At 63.9% G+C, this 16138-nt stretch carries 13 protein-coding genes; 6 read left to right on the top strand and 7 right to left on the bottom strand.

Translation table 11 applies throughout. The annotated features are described in order from the left end of the window. Positions 1 to 56: 56 nt before the first annotated feature. The 3 genes from ACIQC5_RS17885 (at position 57) to ACIQC5_RS17875 (ending at position 4465) form a co-directional block, all read left to right on the top strand. Positions 57 to 1256 carry an allantoate amidohydrolase gene (locus ACIQC5_RS17885; protein ID WP_400285332.1) on the top strand — a complete coding sequence of 400 codons (1200 nt, stop codon included), beginning with the start codon at positions 57 to 59 and terminating at the stop codon, positions 1254 to 1256. Then, positions 1253 to 2662, top strand: a complete 1410-nt coding sequence (locus ACIQC5_RS17880; RefSeq protein WP_400285330.1) for a formimidoylglutamate deiminase — start codon at positions 1253 to 1255, stop codon at positions 2660 to 2662. Before ACIQC5_RS17885 ends, ACIQC5_RS17880 begins: the two co-directional genes overlap by 4 nt. 333 nt (positions 2663 to 2995) lie before the next feature. Continuing rightward, entirely contained in the window at positions 2996 to 4465 is a 1470-nt protein-coding gene (locus tag ACIQC5_RS17875) for a sugar porter family MFS transporter (RefSeq protein ID WP_400285328.1), read from the top strand. 62 nt (positions 4466 to 4527) lie between these two features. Here ACIQC5_RS17875 and ACIQC5_RS17870 read toward each other — a convergent pair whose 3' ends face one another. The 4 genes from ACIQC5_RS17870 to ACIQC5_RS17855 form a co-directional block, all read right to left on the bottom strand. Continuing rightward, positions 4528 to 5778 carry an MFS transporter gene (locus ACIQC5_RS17870; RefSeq protein WP_400285325.1) on the bottom strand — a complete coding sequence of 417 codons (1251 nt, stop codon included), beginning with the start codon at positions 5776 to 5778 and terminating at the stop codon, positions 4528 to 4530. 42 nt (positions 5779 to 5820) lie between these two features. Further along, on the bottom strand, positions 5821 to 6264 hold the full coding sequence (locus ACIQC5_RS17865) for a MarR family winged helix-turn-helix transcriptional regulator (RefSeq protein ID WP_400285322.1): 444 nt from the start codon (positions 6262 to 6264) through the stop codon (positions 5821 to 5823). A gap of 75 nt (positions 6265 to 6339) precedes the next feature. Next, positions 6340 to 6822, bottom strand: coding sequence for a GNAT family N-acetyltransferase (locus tag ACIQC5_RS17860; protein WP_400285428.1), 483 nt, complete (start codon positions 6820 to 6822; stop codon positions 6340 to 6342). Positions 6823 to 6885: 63 nt separating this feature from the next. Then, positions 6886 to 8214, bottom strand: a complete 1329-nt coding sequence (locus ACIQC5_RS17855; RefSeq protein WP_400285319.1) for an FAD-binding oxidoreductase — start codon at positions 8212 to 8214, stop codon at positions 6886 to 6888. A gap of 192 nt (positions 8215 to 8406) precedes the next feature. Between ACIQC5_RS17855 and cycA the strand changes: the two genes are divergently transcribed. Continuing rightward, positions 8407 to 9870, top strand: a complete 1464-nt coding sequence (gene cycA / locus ACIQC5_RS17850) for a D-serine/D-alanine/glycine transporter (RefSeq protein ID WP_400285316.1) — start codon at positions 8407 to 8409, stop codon at positions 9868 to 9870. A 133-nt stretch (positions 9871 to 10003) separates the two neighbouring features. Here cycA and ACIQC5_RS17845 read toward each other — a convergent pair whose 3' ends face one another. The 3 genes from ACIQC5_RS17845 to ACIQC5_RS17835 form a co-directional block, all read right to left on the bottom strand. Next, positions 10004 to 11152 carry a mannitol-1-phosphate 5-dehydrogenase gene (locus ACIQC5_RS17845; RefSeq protein WP_400285313.1) on the bottom strand — a complete coding sequence of 383 codons (1149 nt, stop codon included), beginning with the start codon at positions 11150 to 11152 and terminating at the stop codon, positions 10004 to 10006. After that, the gene (locus ACIQC5_RS17840) at positions 11152 to 13173 is read right to left on the bottom strand and encodes a PTS mannitol transporter subunit IICBA (RefSeq protein ID WP_400285311.1); all 2022 of its coding nucleotides are present in this window, start codon (positions 13171 to 13173) and stop codon (positions 11152 to 11154) included. Before ACIQC5_RS17840 ends, ACIQC5_RS17845 begins: the two co-directional genes overlap by 1 nt. Before the next feature lie 66 nt (positions 13174 to 13239). Then, positions 13240 to 13962 carry a TetR/AcrR family transcriptional regulator gene (locus ACIQC5_RS17835; protein WP_400285308.1) on the bottom strand — a complete coding sequence of 241 codons (723 nt, stop codon included), beginning with the start codon at positions 13960 to 13962 and terminating at the stop codon, positions 13240 to 13242. Positions 13963 to 14079: 117 nt separating this feature from the next. Between ACIQC5_RS17835 and ptsP the strand changes: the two genes are divergently transcribed. Then, positions 14080 to 15780 (top strand): phosphoenolpyruvate--protein phosphotransferase, encoded by a 1701-nt coding sequence (gene ptsP / locus ACIQC5_RS17830; RefSeq protein ID WP_400285305.1) that lies wholly within the window; start codon positions 14080 to 14082, stop codon positions 15778 to 15780. A 32-nt stretch (positions 15781 to 15812) separates the two neighbouring features. Then, positions 15813 to 16091: an HPr family phosphocarrier protein gene (locus ACIQC5_RS17825; protein WP_400285302.1), complete on the top strand. Its 279-nt coding sequence runs from the start codon at positions 15813 to 15815 to the stop codon at positions 16089 to 16091. The last annotated feature ends 47 nt before the right edge of the window (positions 16092 to 16138 follow it).

The raw sequence follows: 16138 nt of genomic DNA, 5'->3' as shown, positions 1-16138 counted from the left end.
GTCATGTGGTGGCATCTGGTTTTTACTTGGTGGCAGTCTTTCAATCGGAGGAAAACGTGGAAACCGTCAATCAGCTCCTTGCCTCGATCCAGGATGTGGGCCGCGACGCGGTGCGCGGGGGCTACTCAAGAGCCGTCCACACAACGCCCGAACTCGATCTCAGGCAATGGTTCATCGAGCAAGCCCAACAACGTGGCCTCGACGTCGAGACGGACCGCAACGGGATCATCTGGGCTTGGTGGGGCAAACCCCACGACGGCGCACTGGTCACTGGCAGTCACCTCGACTCAGTCCCGGGTGGAGGCGCGTTCGACGGACCACTCGGCGTAGCGTCAGCGCTGGCCGCCGTCGATATTCTCAAGGCCCGCGGAGTTCAACCGCCGCGTTCGCTGGCCGTCACGGTCTTCCCGGAAGAAGAAGGGTCCCGCTTTGGCGTGGCCTGCCTGGGTTCGCGACTCCTCACTGGTGCGATCGACGTCGACAAGGCCCTGAACCTGCGCGACGTCAACGGCGACACTTTCGCCGATGTGGCCCGGGCGAATGGACTGGATCCCCGGCATGTGGGGCCCGACTCCGAAGCGATGGCCCGAATCGGGGACTTCGTCGAATTGCACGTGGAACAAGGCAAGGGACTGGGACAGGACGGTCCCGCAATCGCGGTGGGGAGTTCCATCCTGGGTCACGGCCGCTGGAAGATCAGCGTCAGCGGCCAAGGCAACCACGCCGGCACCACCCTCATGGCAGACCGCGCCGACCCGATGGTCGCGGCCGCGCAGATCATCGTGGCCGTTCGCGACACGGCCGCCAGGCAGCCGGATGCCCGCGCCACCGTGGGCCGCTTGACGCCAGTCCCTGGGGGAACCAACGTCATCGCCTCACGCGTGGATCTGTGGCTGGATGCCCGCCATCCCGACGACGCCGTGACCGCCGGACTCATCGAAGCGATCTACCGGGCGGCCCAGGAAGTTGCTGCAGCCGAAGGGTGCACAGTGACACTCACGGAAGAGTCGTACAGCGACACCGTGCACTTTGATCCCGGCCTGAGCCGTCGCATCAGCGAACTCCTGCCCGGCGCTCCCGTGCTGGCAACCGGCGCGGGGCACGACGCCGGCGTGCTGGCCGGCTACGTCCCCTCAGCAATGGTGTTTGTCCGCAATCCCAGCGGAATCTCGCATTCACCGGAAGAATACGTGGCTGACGAGGACGCTTCCGCAGGCGCCGTTGCACTGGCCGATGTTTTGGAGGGACTCCTGTGAGCGCGTACTGGTGCGAGACTGCCATCATCACGGCCGACGGCGAGGCAGCCTCGGCGGGCGGCCCGGCAGCCTTGGCCGACGGCCCGGACGGCGACCTGCCCGGCACCTCGGAAGTGGCCACCGGGGTCCGCGTGGAGACCCACGACGGCCGCATCTCCAGCATCACCACCGGAGTCCACCCGCACCCCGGCGACACGACGCTGGCCGGCGTCGTCTTCCCCGCGGCTGCCAACGCGCACTCGCACGCATTCCACAGGGTCCTTCGCGGACGAACGCATGAGGGACGCGGAGATTTCTGGGTGTGGCGCGAGCAGATGTACCGGAGCGCGTCCGAGCTGACTCCCGCGAAGTACGAGAAGCTCGCCACTGCCGTCTTCGCTGAAATGGTGGTGACCGGCTTCAGCAGCGTGGCCGAATTCCACTATGTCCACCACCAACCCGGCGGCGCACCCTATGCAGAACCGCACGCCATGGAGTTGGCCCTTGCCCGGGCGGCAATGTCCGCGGGAATCAGGCTCACCCTTCTGGACACCCTGTATCTGGCTGGCGGAATTGGGACGCCGCTCAGTCCTGAACAGGCAAGGTTCGGGGACGCAGACGTGCAGGCCTGGCTGGACCGGCTGGCATCCCTGCGGATAGCCATAGCACGGGACTTCCCACCCGAGCTGGTAAGCGTCGGAGCTGCCCTGCATTCGGTCCGGGCGGTGCCGGAAGAGGCCCTGAAGGTTGTTGCCCAGCAGTTACCTGCAGACATTCCGCTTCACATCCACCTGAGCGAACAACCTGCAGAGAACCAGGCCTGCCTGGAGGCTTACGGTACAACTCCCGCGGGCCTTTTGGAGCGCCACGGGCTACTTTCCAACAGGCTATCGGCGGTCCATTCAACGCACCTGACCCAGGAAGACATCGCCCTGCTTGGAGGAACCGGCACCACCGTGGTCATGTGCCCCAGCACGGAAGCGGACCTCGCGGACGGGATCGGTCCCGCGCGGGAACTTTCCGACGCCGGCGCGGCCATTGCCTTGGGAACCGACCAGCACGCGGTGATCGATCCTTGGATTGAAATGCGGACCCTGGAGCACGGGGAACGGTTGGGCACCGGCCAGCGCGGAAGGTTCTCGCCGGCGGAACTCCTGCGTGCTGCTACGGAAGGAGCAGCCCGATCCATGGCCACCCCCATCGCCCCGGCCGCGCTTCGGGTCGGCGCCGTCTGCGACCTCATGGTCATCGATCCCGCTTCTACCCGGACTGCGGGATCCCGGCCTCTGCAGCTGGCCTTCAGCGCGACAGCCAGCGATGTCACGCAGGTGGTGATCGCCGGAGAACTGGTCGCATCGCACGGTGTGCACACACGCCTTGGCGCACCAGGAAACCTCCTGACTGAAGCGCTGAAGGAGCTCTCCTAACGCCGGGTTTGGATCCTGGAAGCCGACGACGGCGGTGCTTGGGTGTGGCGCTCAAGGCGCCTGCCGTCGTCGTGCTTTGCGTTCAATTAGTGGACTCAAAACTGACATTCGGCGACCAACAAGGCAGTGTCGTGGAAGCTCCCAGCCTTCGTACAGCTGGGAATCGATGGATTGAGTTAACAAAGTGAATGCACGTCATCTGGATCACCTTGACTGGAACTTGCCGGATATGGCGTGCCACACTGTGTAGCGCGAGTGCACCGGCGTCCCCGTCGGAACTGCCGACGACGTCCCGCACCGCGCATCCCACACCACCATCCCCAAGGGAGCCCCATGTCCAATCCCAGCACCGAAGGCGTGCCCCCAGTGTCCCGAAAAGTGATCGGCCTGGCCGTCGCCGGAGCGGTGGGCGGCTTCCTGTTTGGCTTCGATTCATCCGTGGTCAACGGCGCCGTGGATGCCATGAAGGACGAGTTCCTCATGAGCGAGGCCGTCACCGGATTCGCAGTCGCAATCGCCCTGCTTGGTTGCGCCGTGGGCGCCTACATGGCCGGCAAGGTGGCCGACCGCTACGGACGAATCCCCGCCATGAAGCTCGGCGCCCTGCTGTTCCTGGTGAGCGCAGTGGGAACCGGCCTGGCGTTTGGCGTGTGGGACCTGATTTTCTGGCGCCTGGTGGGCGGCCTGGGCATCGGCTTGGCGTCGGTCATCGCGCCGGCCTACATCTCCGAGATTTCACCCCGGCATGTGCGTGGCCGTTTGGCATCACTCCAGCAGCTCGCCATCACCACGGGTATTTTCGCGGCGCTGCTCTCCGACGCAGTCCTGGCCAACTCGGCCGGCAGCGCAGGAAGCACCTTCTGGCTGGGCATTGAGGCCTGGCGTTGGATGTTCATCGCCTGCGCCGTACCCGCTGCCGTCTATGGCTGGATCGCCTTCCGCTTGCCCGAGTCCCCGCATTTCCTGGTTCTCAACGGCAAGGAAGACGATGCGCGCAAGATCTTCCACCAGCTGATCCCCGGCGACGACATCGAACGGCACATCCGCGAAATCCGCGAGTCCATCCAACAAGACCAGCTCTCCACCAAGAAGGGCTCGTTGCGCGGCAACAGGATGGGCCTGCTGCCCGTGGTGTGGATCGGCATCATCCTCTCGGTGCTGCAGCAGTTCGTCGGAATCAACGTGATCTTCTACTACTCCACCACACTGTGGAAGGCGGTCGGTTTCCAGGAAAAGGACTCCCTGACGATCTCCGTGGCCACCTCCGTCACCAACATCCTGGTGACACTTGTGGCCATCGCCTTGGTGGACCGCATCGGCCGCCGCCCCATCCTGCTGACGGGCTCCATCGGCATGGCGGTCTCGCTCGGTTTGATGGCGCTGGCGTTTTCCTCGGCTACCGGAACGGGGTCGGAAATTTCGTTGCCGGGCGCTTGGGGTCCCGTGGCACTCGTCGCCGCCAACGTCTTTGTGATCAGCTTCGGCGCGTCCTGGGGCCCGCTGGTCTGGGTATTGCTGGGCGAGATCTTCCCGTCCCGCATCCGTGCCCGCGCTCTCGGCCTGGCCGCTGCCGCGCAGTGGGTGGCGAACTTTGCCATCACGCTCAGTTTCCCCGTTATGGCGGCTGGTTCGCTGCCGCTGACGTACGCCATGTACGCGGCGTTCGCTGCGGCGTCGTTCTTCTTTGTGATGTTCAAGGTTCCCGAGACGAACGGCATGTCGCTCGAGCAGGCTGAGACGCTCTTCGTCCCCAAGGGCGCACCGGTGGCGCCGCTGCCTGTCGGCTCAAACGAACCCAAGTAGGTAGCAGTTAAGGCCGTTTTGAACGCTCAAAACGGCATTAACTGCTACTCAGTTGGGAACACTTACACCAGGTGCGGCTCGTGCGACGTCAGGTACCCGCGGCCACCAAAGGCAACGAGAATCGCGATGACCATGGCTACCGCGCCGGCGAAAAACGGGACCTGCGGGCCGAAGTGTTCGCCCAGCTGGGCAGCGGCGAACGGCGCAAGCGCACCGCCCATCCAGCGCACAAAGTTGTAGCCGGCCGACGCGATGGGACGCGGCGAGTCTGAAACGCCCATGGCGAGTTCGGTGTAAATCGTGTTGTTGACGCCAAGCAGGGCGCCCGCCACGATCACCAGCACGACGACGGCAGTCACCGAATGCCCCGCGGCAAGTCCCAGCCCATTGAGGTCGAGCATCAACGCGACAAGGGTGCCCGTGAGGACCTTGACCGCGCCGAAGCGCTTCTGCAGCACCGGAGCCACGAAAACGGAGAACACCGCCACGGAGACACCCCAGCCGAAGAACACTCCCCCGATACCGTACGCGTCCATGCCCAGGATGAACGGTGTGAAGGCCAGGATGGTGAAGAAACCGTAGTTGTAGAAGAGGGCACTCGCGGCCGTGGTGCTCAGGCCTTTGTGGCCCAGAGCCAGGAGCGGATCCCTCAGACGCGCCTTGTTCGCCGGAGCCGGCGTCTTGGGCAGCAGGGCCAGCAGGGCAATGAACGCCGCGGCCATGAGGACTGCGGTTCCGAAGAACGGTGCGCGCCACTGCCAGCCACCAAGGAGTGCGCCGAGCAACGGGCCCAACGATATGCCCAAGCCCAGCGCGGCTTCATAAAGAATGATCGCCGTGCCGGTTCCGCCGCTGGCCACACCCACGATCACGGCGAGGGCCGTTGCGACGAACAGCGCATTGCCGAGACCCCAGCCAGCCCGGAAGCCGACCAACTGTTCCACACTGCCGGAGAGACCGGACAAGGACGCGAACACCACGATGACCGCCAAGCCGATCAGCAGCGTCTTCTTCCCACCAATGCGCGAGGACACAAATCCGCTGATCAACATCGCGATCGCGGTCACCAGGAAATAGCTTGTGAAGAGCAACGAGACTTCACTGGTGGACGCCTCAAGGTTCTTGGCGATCGCTGGCAGAATCGGGTCCACCAGCCCGATCCCCATGAACGCGAACACGGCGGCGAGGGCTGTGGCCCACACGGCTTTCGGCTGCTTGAGGAGGGAGGCCTTCTCAGCTTCGAGAGTGGTTTCGATGGTTGTTTCGCTGCGTGTTTCGGCGCTTGCTGAAGCGTCAGCCAGCTGGCGTGACATTCACTTGCTCCTTGTTGGTGTCTTGGTTCTGGTTGAAGATGGTTAGTTCTGGAACGAGGCGTTGAGTTTTGCGATCACGGGCAGTGCCGCTGCCAAGTGTTCGATGTCATCTCCGCTGAGCTCCTGCAGCAGCTCGGCGACCATGGCGTTGCGCCGGTGGTTGGCAGACTCGACGGCGGAGTTCCCGGCGTCGGTGATAACCACCTGGACGGCGCGGGAATCGTCGGGATCCGGCTGGCGGCTGACGAGGCCGGCGCGTTCGAGCTTGATGATCTGTTCGGTTGCACTGGGAACTTTGATTCCGAGGTTCTTGGCGATATCACCGACGCGGAGGCCGCCGTCGGAAATCATGGACAGCAGGCTTAGCTGCGCGGCGGTAAGGTCGCCGTCCGGATCCAGTCGGCGGAACATGTAAACACCCAGGCGCAGCGCTTCACGGAAATCCTGCGCGAGGTCCAGGAGCCTTGGATCAAAAGTACCGTTCATACTTAGGTACCCTAATAGTTAGGGTACCTAACAGTCAAGTCGCACCCGCGCATCGCCCTCCCGGGGGACAGCGAATCAGAGGGTGAGCTTCATGCCCTCATGGCTCGCAACAAAGCCAAGCCGCGCATAGAAACGATGCGCCGCAACCCGTGACTTATCCGTGGTCAGTTGCACCAACGAGCAACCCCTGGCACGGGCCTGGTCAACCGCCCACTGAATCATGAGCGCCCCGACACCCTGGCCGCGCAGCACTTCCGATACCCGCACGGCTTCGATCTGGGCACGCCAGGATCCCTTGCGGGACAGGCCCGGCAGGAAGCTCAGTTGGAACGTGGCCACCACGTCGCCGTCGAGCTCGCCCACCACCAACAGGTGGGCCGGGTCGCCGTCGATCGCGTCAAAAGCCTTCTCGTACGGCGTCAAATCGTCCGTGTTTTCGCGAGTGGCACCCAGTTGGTCGTCGGCAAGCAACTGCAGGATCCGCGGCAGGTCACCTTTGCGGGCCCGCCTCAGGGTGAAGGCCCCGGAGTCGACGGCGGCAGTCATCAAAGCGGGCATGGCGGCGGAGTCGGAAGTCACCGTCCCAGCATGCCACGTGAGCTTCGGCCGGGCGGGACACTCCTACGGGCCAACGGGGAAGTTGCTGCGGATGACGTTCCGGGGATCGCGTTCTGCCTTGATCCTACGGAGTCGATCCAGCGACTCCGGGGTGACAGCAGAGGCTACGCTCTCGGACGGATTCAGGTAGGTGAACGGTTTACGCCCACTGACCGGCAAAGCATCCACCAACTCCTGCTGCTTGGCTTTGACGGACCTCGCGATCTCCGGCGTGATGGGGAGCCCCAGCATGTACAACGCATATGGCTCCTCCAGCGAACCATGAGGGTTGTCAGTGGGAGCAGCGAAAGAGCCGCCGAGGTGCCGGATCTGGACACCCAGCAGAGGGGAAATGGGGTCCGCCAGCAGAGCGGCGGCAGCGGCGTCGTCGAGCCTGGTCAGCAACTCGCCACGCGAAAGCCCTGCCGACGGAGCAGTGGGCTCGGCTGTGATGCTGCCGAGCTCTGCAACCGTCATGGTGCGGCAGCTGTTGGAGATGGGCTGCGGGAGCTTGCTGAGCTCTTCCAGGCCGGCGCGGGCTTCGTCCTCAGAACCGAGGTAGGCGAGATCGATGGCAACCATGGGTTCGCCGCCAGGGAACCGCAACAAGTCCAACCACAAAGTCAGCTCGTTGGGGGCCTGCCTCGTGAGAGCGCGGAAGACCTCCAAAACTGCGTGTGCGTGCTCGTATGCCCACAGAATGCGGCCGCCATACAGCGCCCCGGCGTCGTGCAACTGCAGTTCGAGACTGGTGACTACCCCGAAATCCCCGCCTCCACCCCTCAACGCCCAGAACAGCTCCGGGTCCGAGTCCGCGGTCACGCTTTGCAGCTGTCCTTGCGCATCAACAATCTCCAGGGCGACCACACTGTCAGCCACCCACCCGTGAGCTCGGCCGAACCAGCTCAGGCCGCCGCCCAGGGCAACACCTGTCACCGTCACCACCGGCGAGCTGCCCGGCAGGCCCGTCAATCCGTGGGCGGCGGCGGCAGCTTGAAGATCCCCGGACCGAACACCTGCCCCAATCCGGGCCCGTCGGTTCGGCGCATCGATCGAGATCCCGTCGAGTTTGCCGGTTCGCAGCAGGATGGTGCCGGTCGCGGTGCCAGTGGCGCCATGGCCGGTGGGCTGCGCTGAGACCCCGTACCCGGACTGGGCCGCATAGTTCACCACCGCGGCGACGTCCGCGGTGTCGGCAGCCTCCACAACCACGGCAGGCACCTGGTCCACCGCCAGGTTCCACGGTTGCGTGAGCGCGCGAAAATCGGCGTCGCTTTGGTCGAAGACGCGTCCTCGAACACGTTGTTGCAACTCGCTGAAGACGTTCGTCTGGTTCACCATTTCTTCCGTCATGACCCTTGATCTCCCTTAATCCCACGAGCCCGGCCGCAGTCAGCTGATAGTCCCACCAAGGATCCGAGCATGCCACGTCAGCCCGCGCAGCTCCACCGATTGGTCATTTGTCAGACATTACCTATAGCTTTATCGAACAGATTTGTAACGGCCGTCACCATTGTGGCGGGTCTTCCGAAGGGTTCTTCAACCATGTCCGACCAGACAACAACGGGGCAGCTCCACGCCTCAAGCAGAGACAGCGAGCCCCACCTGGCACGCTCGCTCAGCAACCGCCACATCCAGCTCCTGGCAATCGGCGGCGCGATTGGAACGGGCCTCTTCATGGGCTCCGGCAAGACCATCTCCGTGGCCGGCCCGTCCGTGATCTTCGTGTACATGATCATCGGCTTCATGCTGTTCTTCGTCATGCGCGCCATGGGCCAACTCCTGTTGTCCAACCTGGACTACAAGTCCTTCAGCGACTTCGCGGGCGACCTCCTGGGCCCGTGGGCAGGTTTCTTCACCGGCTGGACCTACTGGTTCTGCTGGGTGGTCACCGGTGTTGCCGACGTCATCGCGATCGCCGGTTACGCCAATGAACTGTGGCCGGGCATCCAGCTGTGGATCCCGGGACTGGCAACGATCATCATCCTGCTGCTCCTCAACCTGCCCACCGTCAAGGCGTTCGGCGAGACTGAGTTCTGGTTCGCGCTCATCAAGATCGTGGCCATCGTGGCACTGATCGTGGTTGGCCTGGTCATGATCTTCACCGGCTTCCAGTCCTCCGCAGGCACAGCAAGTTTCACCAATCTCTGGAGCCACGGCGGATTCTTCCCCCAGGAATTCATGGGCTTCGTGGCCGGCTTCCAGATTGCCGTCTTCGCCTTCGTTGGCATCGAACTCGTGGGCACTGCCGCGGCCGAAACCAAGAACCCGGAGCACAACCTGCCCCGCGCCATCAACGCGATCCCGCTGCGCGTCATGCTCTTCTACGTAGGCGCCCTCATCATTCTCATGTCCGTCACCCCGTGGACCGAGTTCAAGGCGGGCCACAGCCCGTTCATCGCCATGTTCTCGCTGGCCGGGCTTGGCATGGCGGCCACCGTGGTGAACCTCGTGGTGCTGACATCGGCCATGTCGTCAGCCAACTCGGGCATCTACTCGACGTCGCGCATGGTGTTCGGCCTGGCCAACGACGGCGACGCGCCCAAAGTCTTCGGACGGCTCTCCAGCCGCAAAGTGCCCCAGAATGCACTGTTCCTTTCGTGCGTTCTGCTGCTGGCCGGCGTCGCGCTCTTGTATGCAGGCAAGGACGTTGGCGTGGCTTTCGACATGGTCACCACTGTGTCCGCCGTCTGCTTCATGTTCGTCTGGTCCATCATCCTGGCCAGCTACCTTGTGTACCGCAAGCGCCGACCCGAGCTGCACGCGGCGTCATCGTTCAAAATGCCTGGCGGCATCCCCATGGTGTGGGTGGTGTTCGCGTTCTTCGCATTCCTCGTCTGGGCGCTGACCACTCAACCGGATACGCTCACCGCCCTTCTAGTGACGCCCATCTGGTTCGCGATCCTGGGCGTGGCCTACGCAGTCGTCCGCAGGTCGCCCCTCCACCAGGCCCGCGTGGCCGAGTGGAAGGCAATGGCCGAGGCGGAAACCGAGGCAGCGACAAAGTAGCCGCGGCGCTCTGAGAGCGTCTATGGGGCTGTGCCCGCTTCGCGATGCCCACCACGCCGCAGCCCCATAGACGCTCTCTCGCTTGGCGATCAGTCTCACCCGCCTTCGCCGTCAGCCATTTGTGAGAGAGGGCCTAGACCTCGGCCTTGCGGTCCTCCACGAGCTTCTGCAGCGCCGGGAAGAGCGGGTGCGTCGGCGGCAGGTCGGTGATGCGTTCGACGGCGGCGGCTGCGTCCATCTCGGACAGCATGTTTGCGAGTTCCACGGCTTCGTCGTCGGCACCGTCGTCGAAACGAAGGGCCGCAGACATGGCTTCGAGCAGTGCAACAGGGGTCACGCCACGCTCGGCGAGCTCAGCCGCGGGACCAACGAACCGTTCGTGCCGGCCGAGCTTCCGCAAGGGCGCACGACCCACTCGGTTCACGGTATCGGGAAGGTGCGGGTTGGTGAAGCGGGACAGGATCTTCTGCACGTAGGCTTCCTGTTCGGCCTCCACGAAGCCGTGCTTGGCCACGAGCAGTTCCTTGGTCTCCTCCAACACGGCCCGGACCTTCGCGGCCACAGCAGGATCGGCCATGGAGTCGGAGATCTTTTCGAGCCCTGCCGCGTAACCGAAGTACGCTGCCGAAGCGTGACCGGTATTCACGGTGAACAGCTTGCGCTCGATGTAGGGGCCCAGCTCGTCCACGAACGTCGCACCCGGGATGTTCGGCACACGCTCGCCAAACGGAGTGCGGTCGATGACCCACTCATAGAACGTCTCCACCGTGACGTCCAGGCCTTGGCCCGGCGCCTGGTTGGGAACGATGCGGTCCACGGCAGTGTTGGCGAAGACAGCGACGGCGTCGAGGTCGCCCGCGGAATCGTCCCAGGCCGCCCGGACCTCCACGTGCAGGAGGTCCGTGGCGTTGATGGCGTTCTCGCACGCCATCACCTGCAGGGGCGGCAAGTCCACGGGCCGCGCGGCCAGACCGCGTGCGATCACCGGCGCCACGAACTTCAGGATGTGCGGCCCCACAGCGGTGGTGACCACGTCCGCCGTCGAGATCTCCTCCACAACGGCGGCTTCCTGGGTCCCGGAGTTCAGCGCGCGGAAACCGGTGACGGTCTTCACTGCGGGGTTCTCGCCCACCTCATGGACCTCGTAAGAAGAAGCGCCGGCAAGCTGGCTGATCAGGGCGTCCGCAACATCCGCGAACACCACGTCATAGCCGGCCTCGTGAAGCAGCAGCCCCACAAATCCGCGTCCGATGTTGCCTGCCCCAAAATGGACTGCCTTCACTATGCATTGACCTTTCCGAACAGCTCCAGGACTTCCTCAACCGTGGTTGCCTGCTCCAACTCGGCCACCTGGGCCTTGTTGGTGAAGATCTTGGCGATGGAGGAGAGGATGTGGAGGTGTTCGTTGTTGATGCCGGCCACGCCGACCACGAACTTCACTTGCTTGCCGCCCCAGTCGATGCCTTCCGGGTAACGGACGATTGACACAGCCGAGTGCATGATGTGGTCCTTGGCGGCGTTGGTGCCGTGCGGGATCGCCAGGAAGCTGCCCATGTAGGTGGACACGGATTCCTCGCGTTCGTGCATGGCGTGGACATAGCTGACATCCACGGCGCCGCGGTCCAACAGGAGCTTTCCTGCCTCGTCGATCGCGGAATCGCGGTCACGCGCAGTTCCGTTGAGGACCACGCTTTCAGCGAGCAGGACACCTTTACCTTCGACGACGGCGGCCGCCGGCTCAGCGGCATGCGCACCGTGAGTGGCGGCTGCTGCTGCTTCTGCTGCGCCGGTTGGATGGGCAGCTGCCGGACCTTCGGTGTTGCTCGTTTTGACCAGCTCCACGATCTCGTCGTACTTGGGGCTGTTCATGAAGTTATCCACGGAATAGTGCACCGCGCTGGATGTCTTCGGCTGGGCGCGTTCCGTGAGGTCCTGATGCGTGATCACAACATCGTAAGTATCGCTCAGGTTGGCGATTGCAGAGTTGGTCACCTTGACGTCCGGGAAGCCGGCTGCCTTGATCTTGTTGCGCAGCACCGAGGCGCCCATGGCGCTGGAGCCCATGCCGGCGTCGCATGCGAACACGATGTTCTGGACCGGCCGGGTCAGCACGGCAACGTCGCTGCGGCCTCCACGATCGCCAACCAGGGCCGAGGAGACCGAGCTCTTCTTGCCCTTCATTGCTTCCATCCTGGACGTGGCGGCGCTGAGATCGTCCTCGCCCTTGTTCTTGGAGGTGCGCAGGATCAGCGAGGCGATCAGGAAGGAAACAGTGGTTGCCAGGACTACGGCCAGGATCACGCCGATGTAGCTGTCACGGGAGGTCTGGGCGATCACGGCAATGATGGATCCAGGCGCGGCCGGAGCCACGAGGCCGGAGTTGGTGATGGCCAGGGTTGCGATGCCCGTCATGCCGCCACCGATGGCAGCGATGATCAGGATGGGCTTCATCAGGACGTACGGGAAGTAGATCTCGTGGATGCCACCGAAGAAGTGGATGATCGCTGCGCCCGGCGCGGAAGCCTTTGCTGCTCCACGGCCGAAGAACATGTAAGCGAGCAAGATACCCATACCCGGGCCAGGGTTGGCTTCGAGCAGGAACAGGATGGACTTGCCTTGCTCCAGCGATTGCTGGATGCCCAGAGGAGTCAGCACGCCGTGGTTGATGGCGTTGTTGAGGAAGAGGACCTTGGCAGGCTCGATGAAGATGCTCGTCAGCGGCAGCAGTCCGTTGTTGACCAGGAACCCGACAACGGCCCCCGCGCCTTCGGTGAAGCGCTGGACAACCCAGGAAAGTCCGTAGAAGCCACCCAATGCCAACGCTGCGCCCCAGATGCCGGCGGAGAAGTTGTTCACCAGCATCTCGAAGCCGGGGCGGATCTTGCCGTCCCAAAGACGATCAAGCTGCTTCATGGTCCAGGCGCCGAGCGGACCCATAATCATGGCGCCGATAAACATTGGCGAATCGGTACCGGCAATGACACCCATGGTGGCGATGGCGCCCACCACGCCTCCGCGGACGTCATACACCATCCGGCCACCGGTATAGGCAATCAGGATCGGAAGGAGGTATTTCACCATGGGGCCAACGATGCCCACGTTGGGAACTCCCTCGGCATTGGTGCCGAAACCGCCCAGTTCCGCGACCGGAATCCAGCCTACTTTGATGAACAGGGCTGTGATGAGGCCCCAGGCGATAAAGGCGCCGATGTTGGGCATGATCATGCCGGACAGGAATGTTCCGAACTTTTGGACGCCAACGCGCAGGCTGGTGCGGGGCTTCGCAACGGTCTCTGTTGCCATGTGAATTCCTAACGTGTGTCCCGCGGCGGCGCGGGGTCAGTCGATATAGATCGAGAGAGAACAGCCTTAGGAGCTGCTGGAAATACGGTGAAGCCACTCAAGGAAGAGCTTCAATTCAGAGCTGGAAAGTTGGTCCGAATGCGAGGCCTGCAGTGCCGCATTCAGGGCGATTGCCGCAACAACAACCGAGGACTTACCGGAGTCCTCCGCTGCGGCGCCACGGGCGGTTTCCGTGGAGACGGCGAAAATCATGGAATCCCGGGTCATCGTTGAGAGCTCGAGGTTCCGATCTTCCACCGGGTCAGCGATGAGCATGAGTGTGACACCCACGTTGGCCGCGAGGATGCTGCGTGCCGCTTCGCGGGGCGGCACGTTGATCTGACCGGCGATGGCGGCCTTGTTCAGCATTTCCTCCAGAAGTGCTTCAGCATCGGCCACGATTGCTGGGCGGCTTTCCGGCCGGATGTTTCCGAACATCACCAAGTACAGATGGGGTTGGCTCAGCCCGAACTGGACGTGGTTGTCCCACATCCGCCGGACGTCTTCCAGAGGCTCCCCGGACGGTGCAAAATCCCGCTCACCCGCCACGTACTCTTCAAAGCCGGCTGATACAACGGCGTCGAACAGTCCTTCTTTGTCGCCAAAGTGGTGGTAGAGCGTGGGCGCCGTGACCCCGGCAAGCTTGGTGATCTGGCGCGTAGAGACCGCTGACCCCTCCGAATTCGCCAACAATTCAGCAGCTGCACGGAGCAACCGAATTTTGGGCGGAAGCTGGTCATCGAAACTCATAACCGCTACCCTAGCACCTATAGCGTTGCTATATGAAGTGGATCACAACAGAATTTTCCAGACCCCGCGGTGCCGTCGCCGGAGGATCTGAACCAACCAGCAGGAACAGAGGATTCAGTGCAGAATTTCCAAGGAGTAGGGGTAAGCCCTGGGCGCATCATTGGTTCCGTCCGTCAGATGCCCAAGCCGGTGAGTGAACCGCCGTCGGGAGAGCGCCTCGCCGCGGACACCACCCCGGAAGACGCCGTCGCAGGTTTGAAAACCGCGGCCCAGGCCGTCCACGACGAACTCAAGGGGCGTGCGGACAGTGCATCCGGCGACGGCAAGGCTGTCCTGGAGGCCACGGCACTCATGGCCAAGGACACCATGCTGATCAAATCGGCGGCCAAGCTCATCAACAATGGGTCTTCCGCGGAACGGGCCATCTGGGAAGCCGGCGCCTCCGTTTCGGAAATGCTGCACAATCTTGGCGGGTATATGGCTGAGCGCGCCACCGACGTCCTGGATGTCCGCGCCCGCATCGTGGCCGAACTGCGCGGCGTCCCCGCACCGGGCATCCCTGCCTCGGACACGCCCTTCATCCTGGTCGCCGAGGACCTCGCCCCCGCCGATACCGCCACGCTGGATCCCGCTTCGGTGCTGGCGTTGGTGACCTCTGGCGGCGGACCGCAGTCGCACACGGCGATCATAGCCCGCTCGCTCGGCCTGCCCGCCGTCGTTGCCGCCCACGGTGTTGATTCGATTCTGGACGGCACTGAGATTTTCGTGGACGGTGCAGCTGGTTTCGTCGCCGTCGACCCCTCCGAAGAGCAGCGCGCTGCCGCGACCGCATGGGCCGAAACGTCCGCAACACTCGCCGTTTTCGACGGCAACGGCACGACGGCGGATGGCCACTTGGTGCCGCTCCTCGCCAACGTGGGTGGAGCCAAGGATGCCGTAACGGCTGCCGGCCTCGGGGCGCAAGGCGTTGGCCTGTTCCGCACTGAGTTCTGCTTCCTGGAGCGCGACACGGAGCCCTCGGTGGACGAGCAAGCCGCCGCGTACAAGGCCGTGTTCGACGCGTTCCCCGGCAAAAAAGTGGTCCTGCGCACCCTCGATGCCGGTGCGGACAAGCCCCTCCCTTTCCTCACGGACGCCACCGAACCCAACCCGGCGCTGGGCGTTCGCGGCTACCGCACCGACTTCACCACTCCGGGCGTTTTGGAGCGGCAGCTCGAAGCGATCGCCCGCGCGGCCTCGGAATCAGAAGCAGACGTCTGGGTCATGGCCCCTATGATCTCCACCGCCGCCGAAGCTGCCCGCTTTGCCTCGCTCTGTGCGGCCGCCGGAATTAAGACCTCTGGCGTGATGGTTGAGGTTCCTTCTGCAGCTTTGACCGCAGCCTCCGTACTGGGGGAAGTAGGGTTTGCATCCCTTGGAACCAATGACCTCACCCAGTACGCCATGGCCGCCGACCGCCAACTCGGGCCCCTCGCGGAACTCAACACGCCTTGGCAGCCCGCGGTCCTTCGGCTCGTTCAGCTCACCGTGGAGGGCTCCGTGCTGGAAGGATCGGGCCGGGACGGCACCAACAAACCCGTGGGAGTCTGTGGTGAGGCGGCCGCGGACCCGGCCCTCGCCGTCGTACTGACCGGGCTCGGCGTGACCACGCTGTCCATGACCGCGCGCTCGTTGGCCGCCGTCGGGACCGTCCTGAAAACCGTCACCCTGGAGCAGGCGCAAGAGCTCGCCCGGCTCGCCCTGTCTGCTCCCAGTGCTACCGAGGCCCGCGACTGGGTCCGTGCCAAGCTCCCCGTGCTCGAAGAGCTCGGCCTCTAGTTCCGTTTTCGTTCTACCGTCAGGAGAAACCCATGCCCGAACGCACAGCCACCATCGCCAGCCGCTCCGGCCTGCACGCCCGGCCCGCCGCGTTGTTTGCCGAGGCAGCTTCCGAGCAACCCGTTGAGGTCACCATCGCCATGCAGGGGGACCCGGCCGATGACGCGCTCGACGCCGCCAGCATCCTTTCGCTTATGACGCTCGGCGCCGCGAAGGGGGACGTCGTTGTGCTGCGGGCCGAGGGCGAAGGAGCCGATGCTGCGCTGGACGCACTCGTGGCGTTGCTGGAGACGGATCTGGACGCGGTGTAGCCCCGTCTCCGTTTCGATGGCTCGCTGCGGATCAGGCCGAGCGCACG

The sequence above is a fragment of the Paenarthrobacter sp. NPDC092416 genome (genome assembly GCF_044755025.1).
Classification (GTDB): domain Bacteria; phylum Actinomycetota; class Actinomycetes; order Actinomycetales; family Micrococcaceae; genus Arthrobacter.
This window is presented reverse-complemented; position numbering and strand designations above follow the sequence as displayed.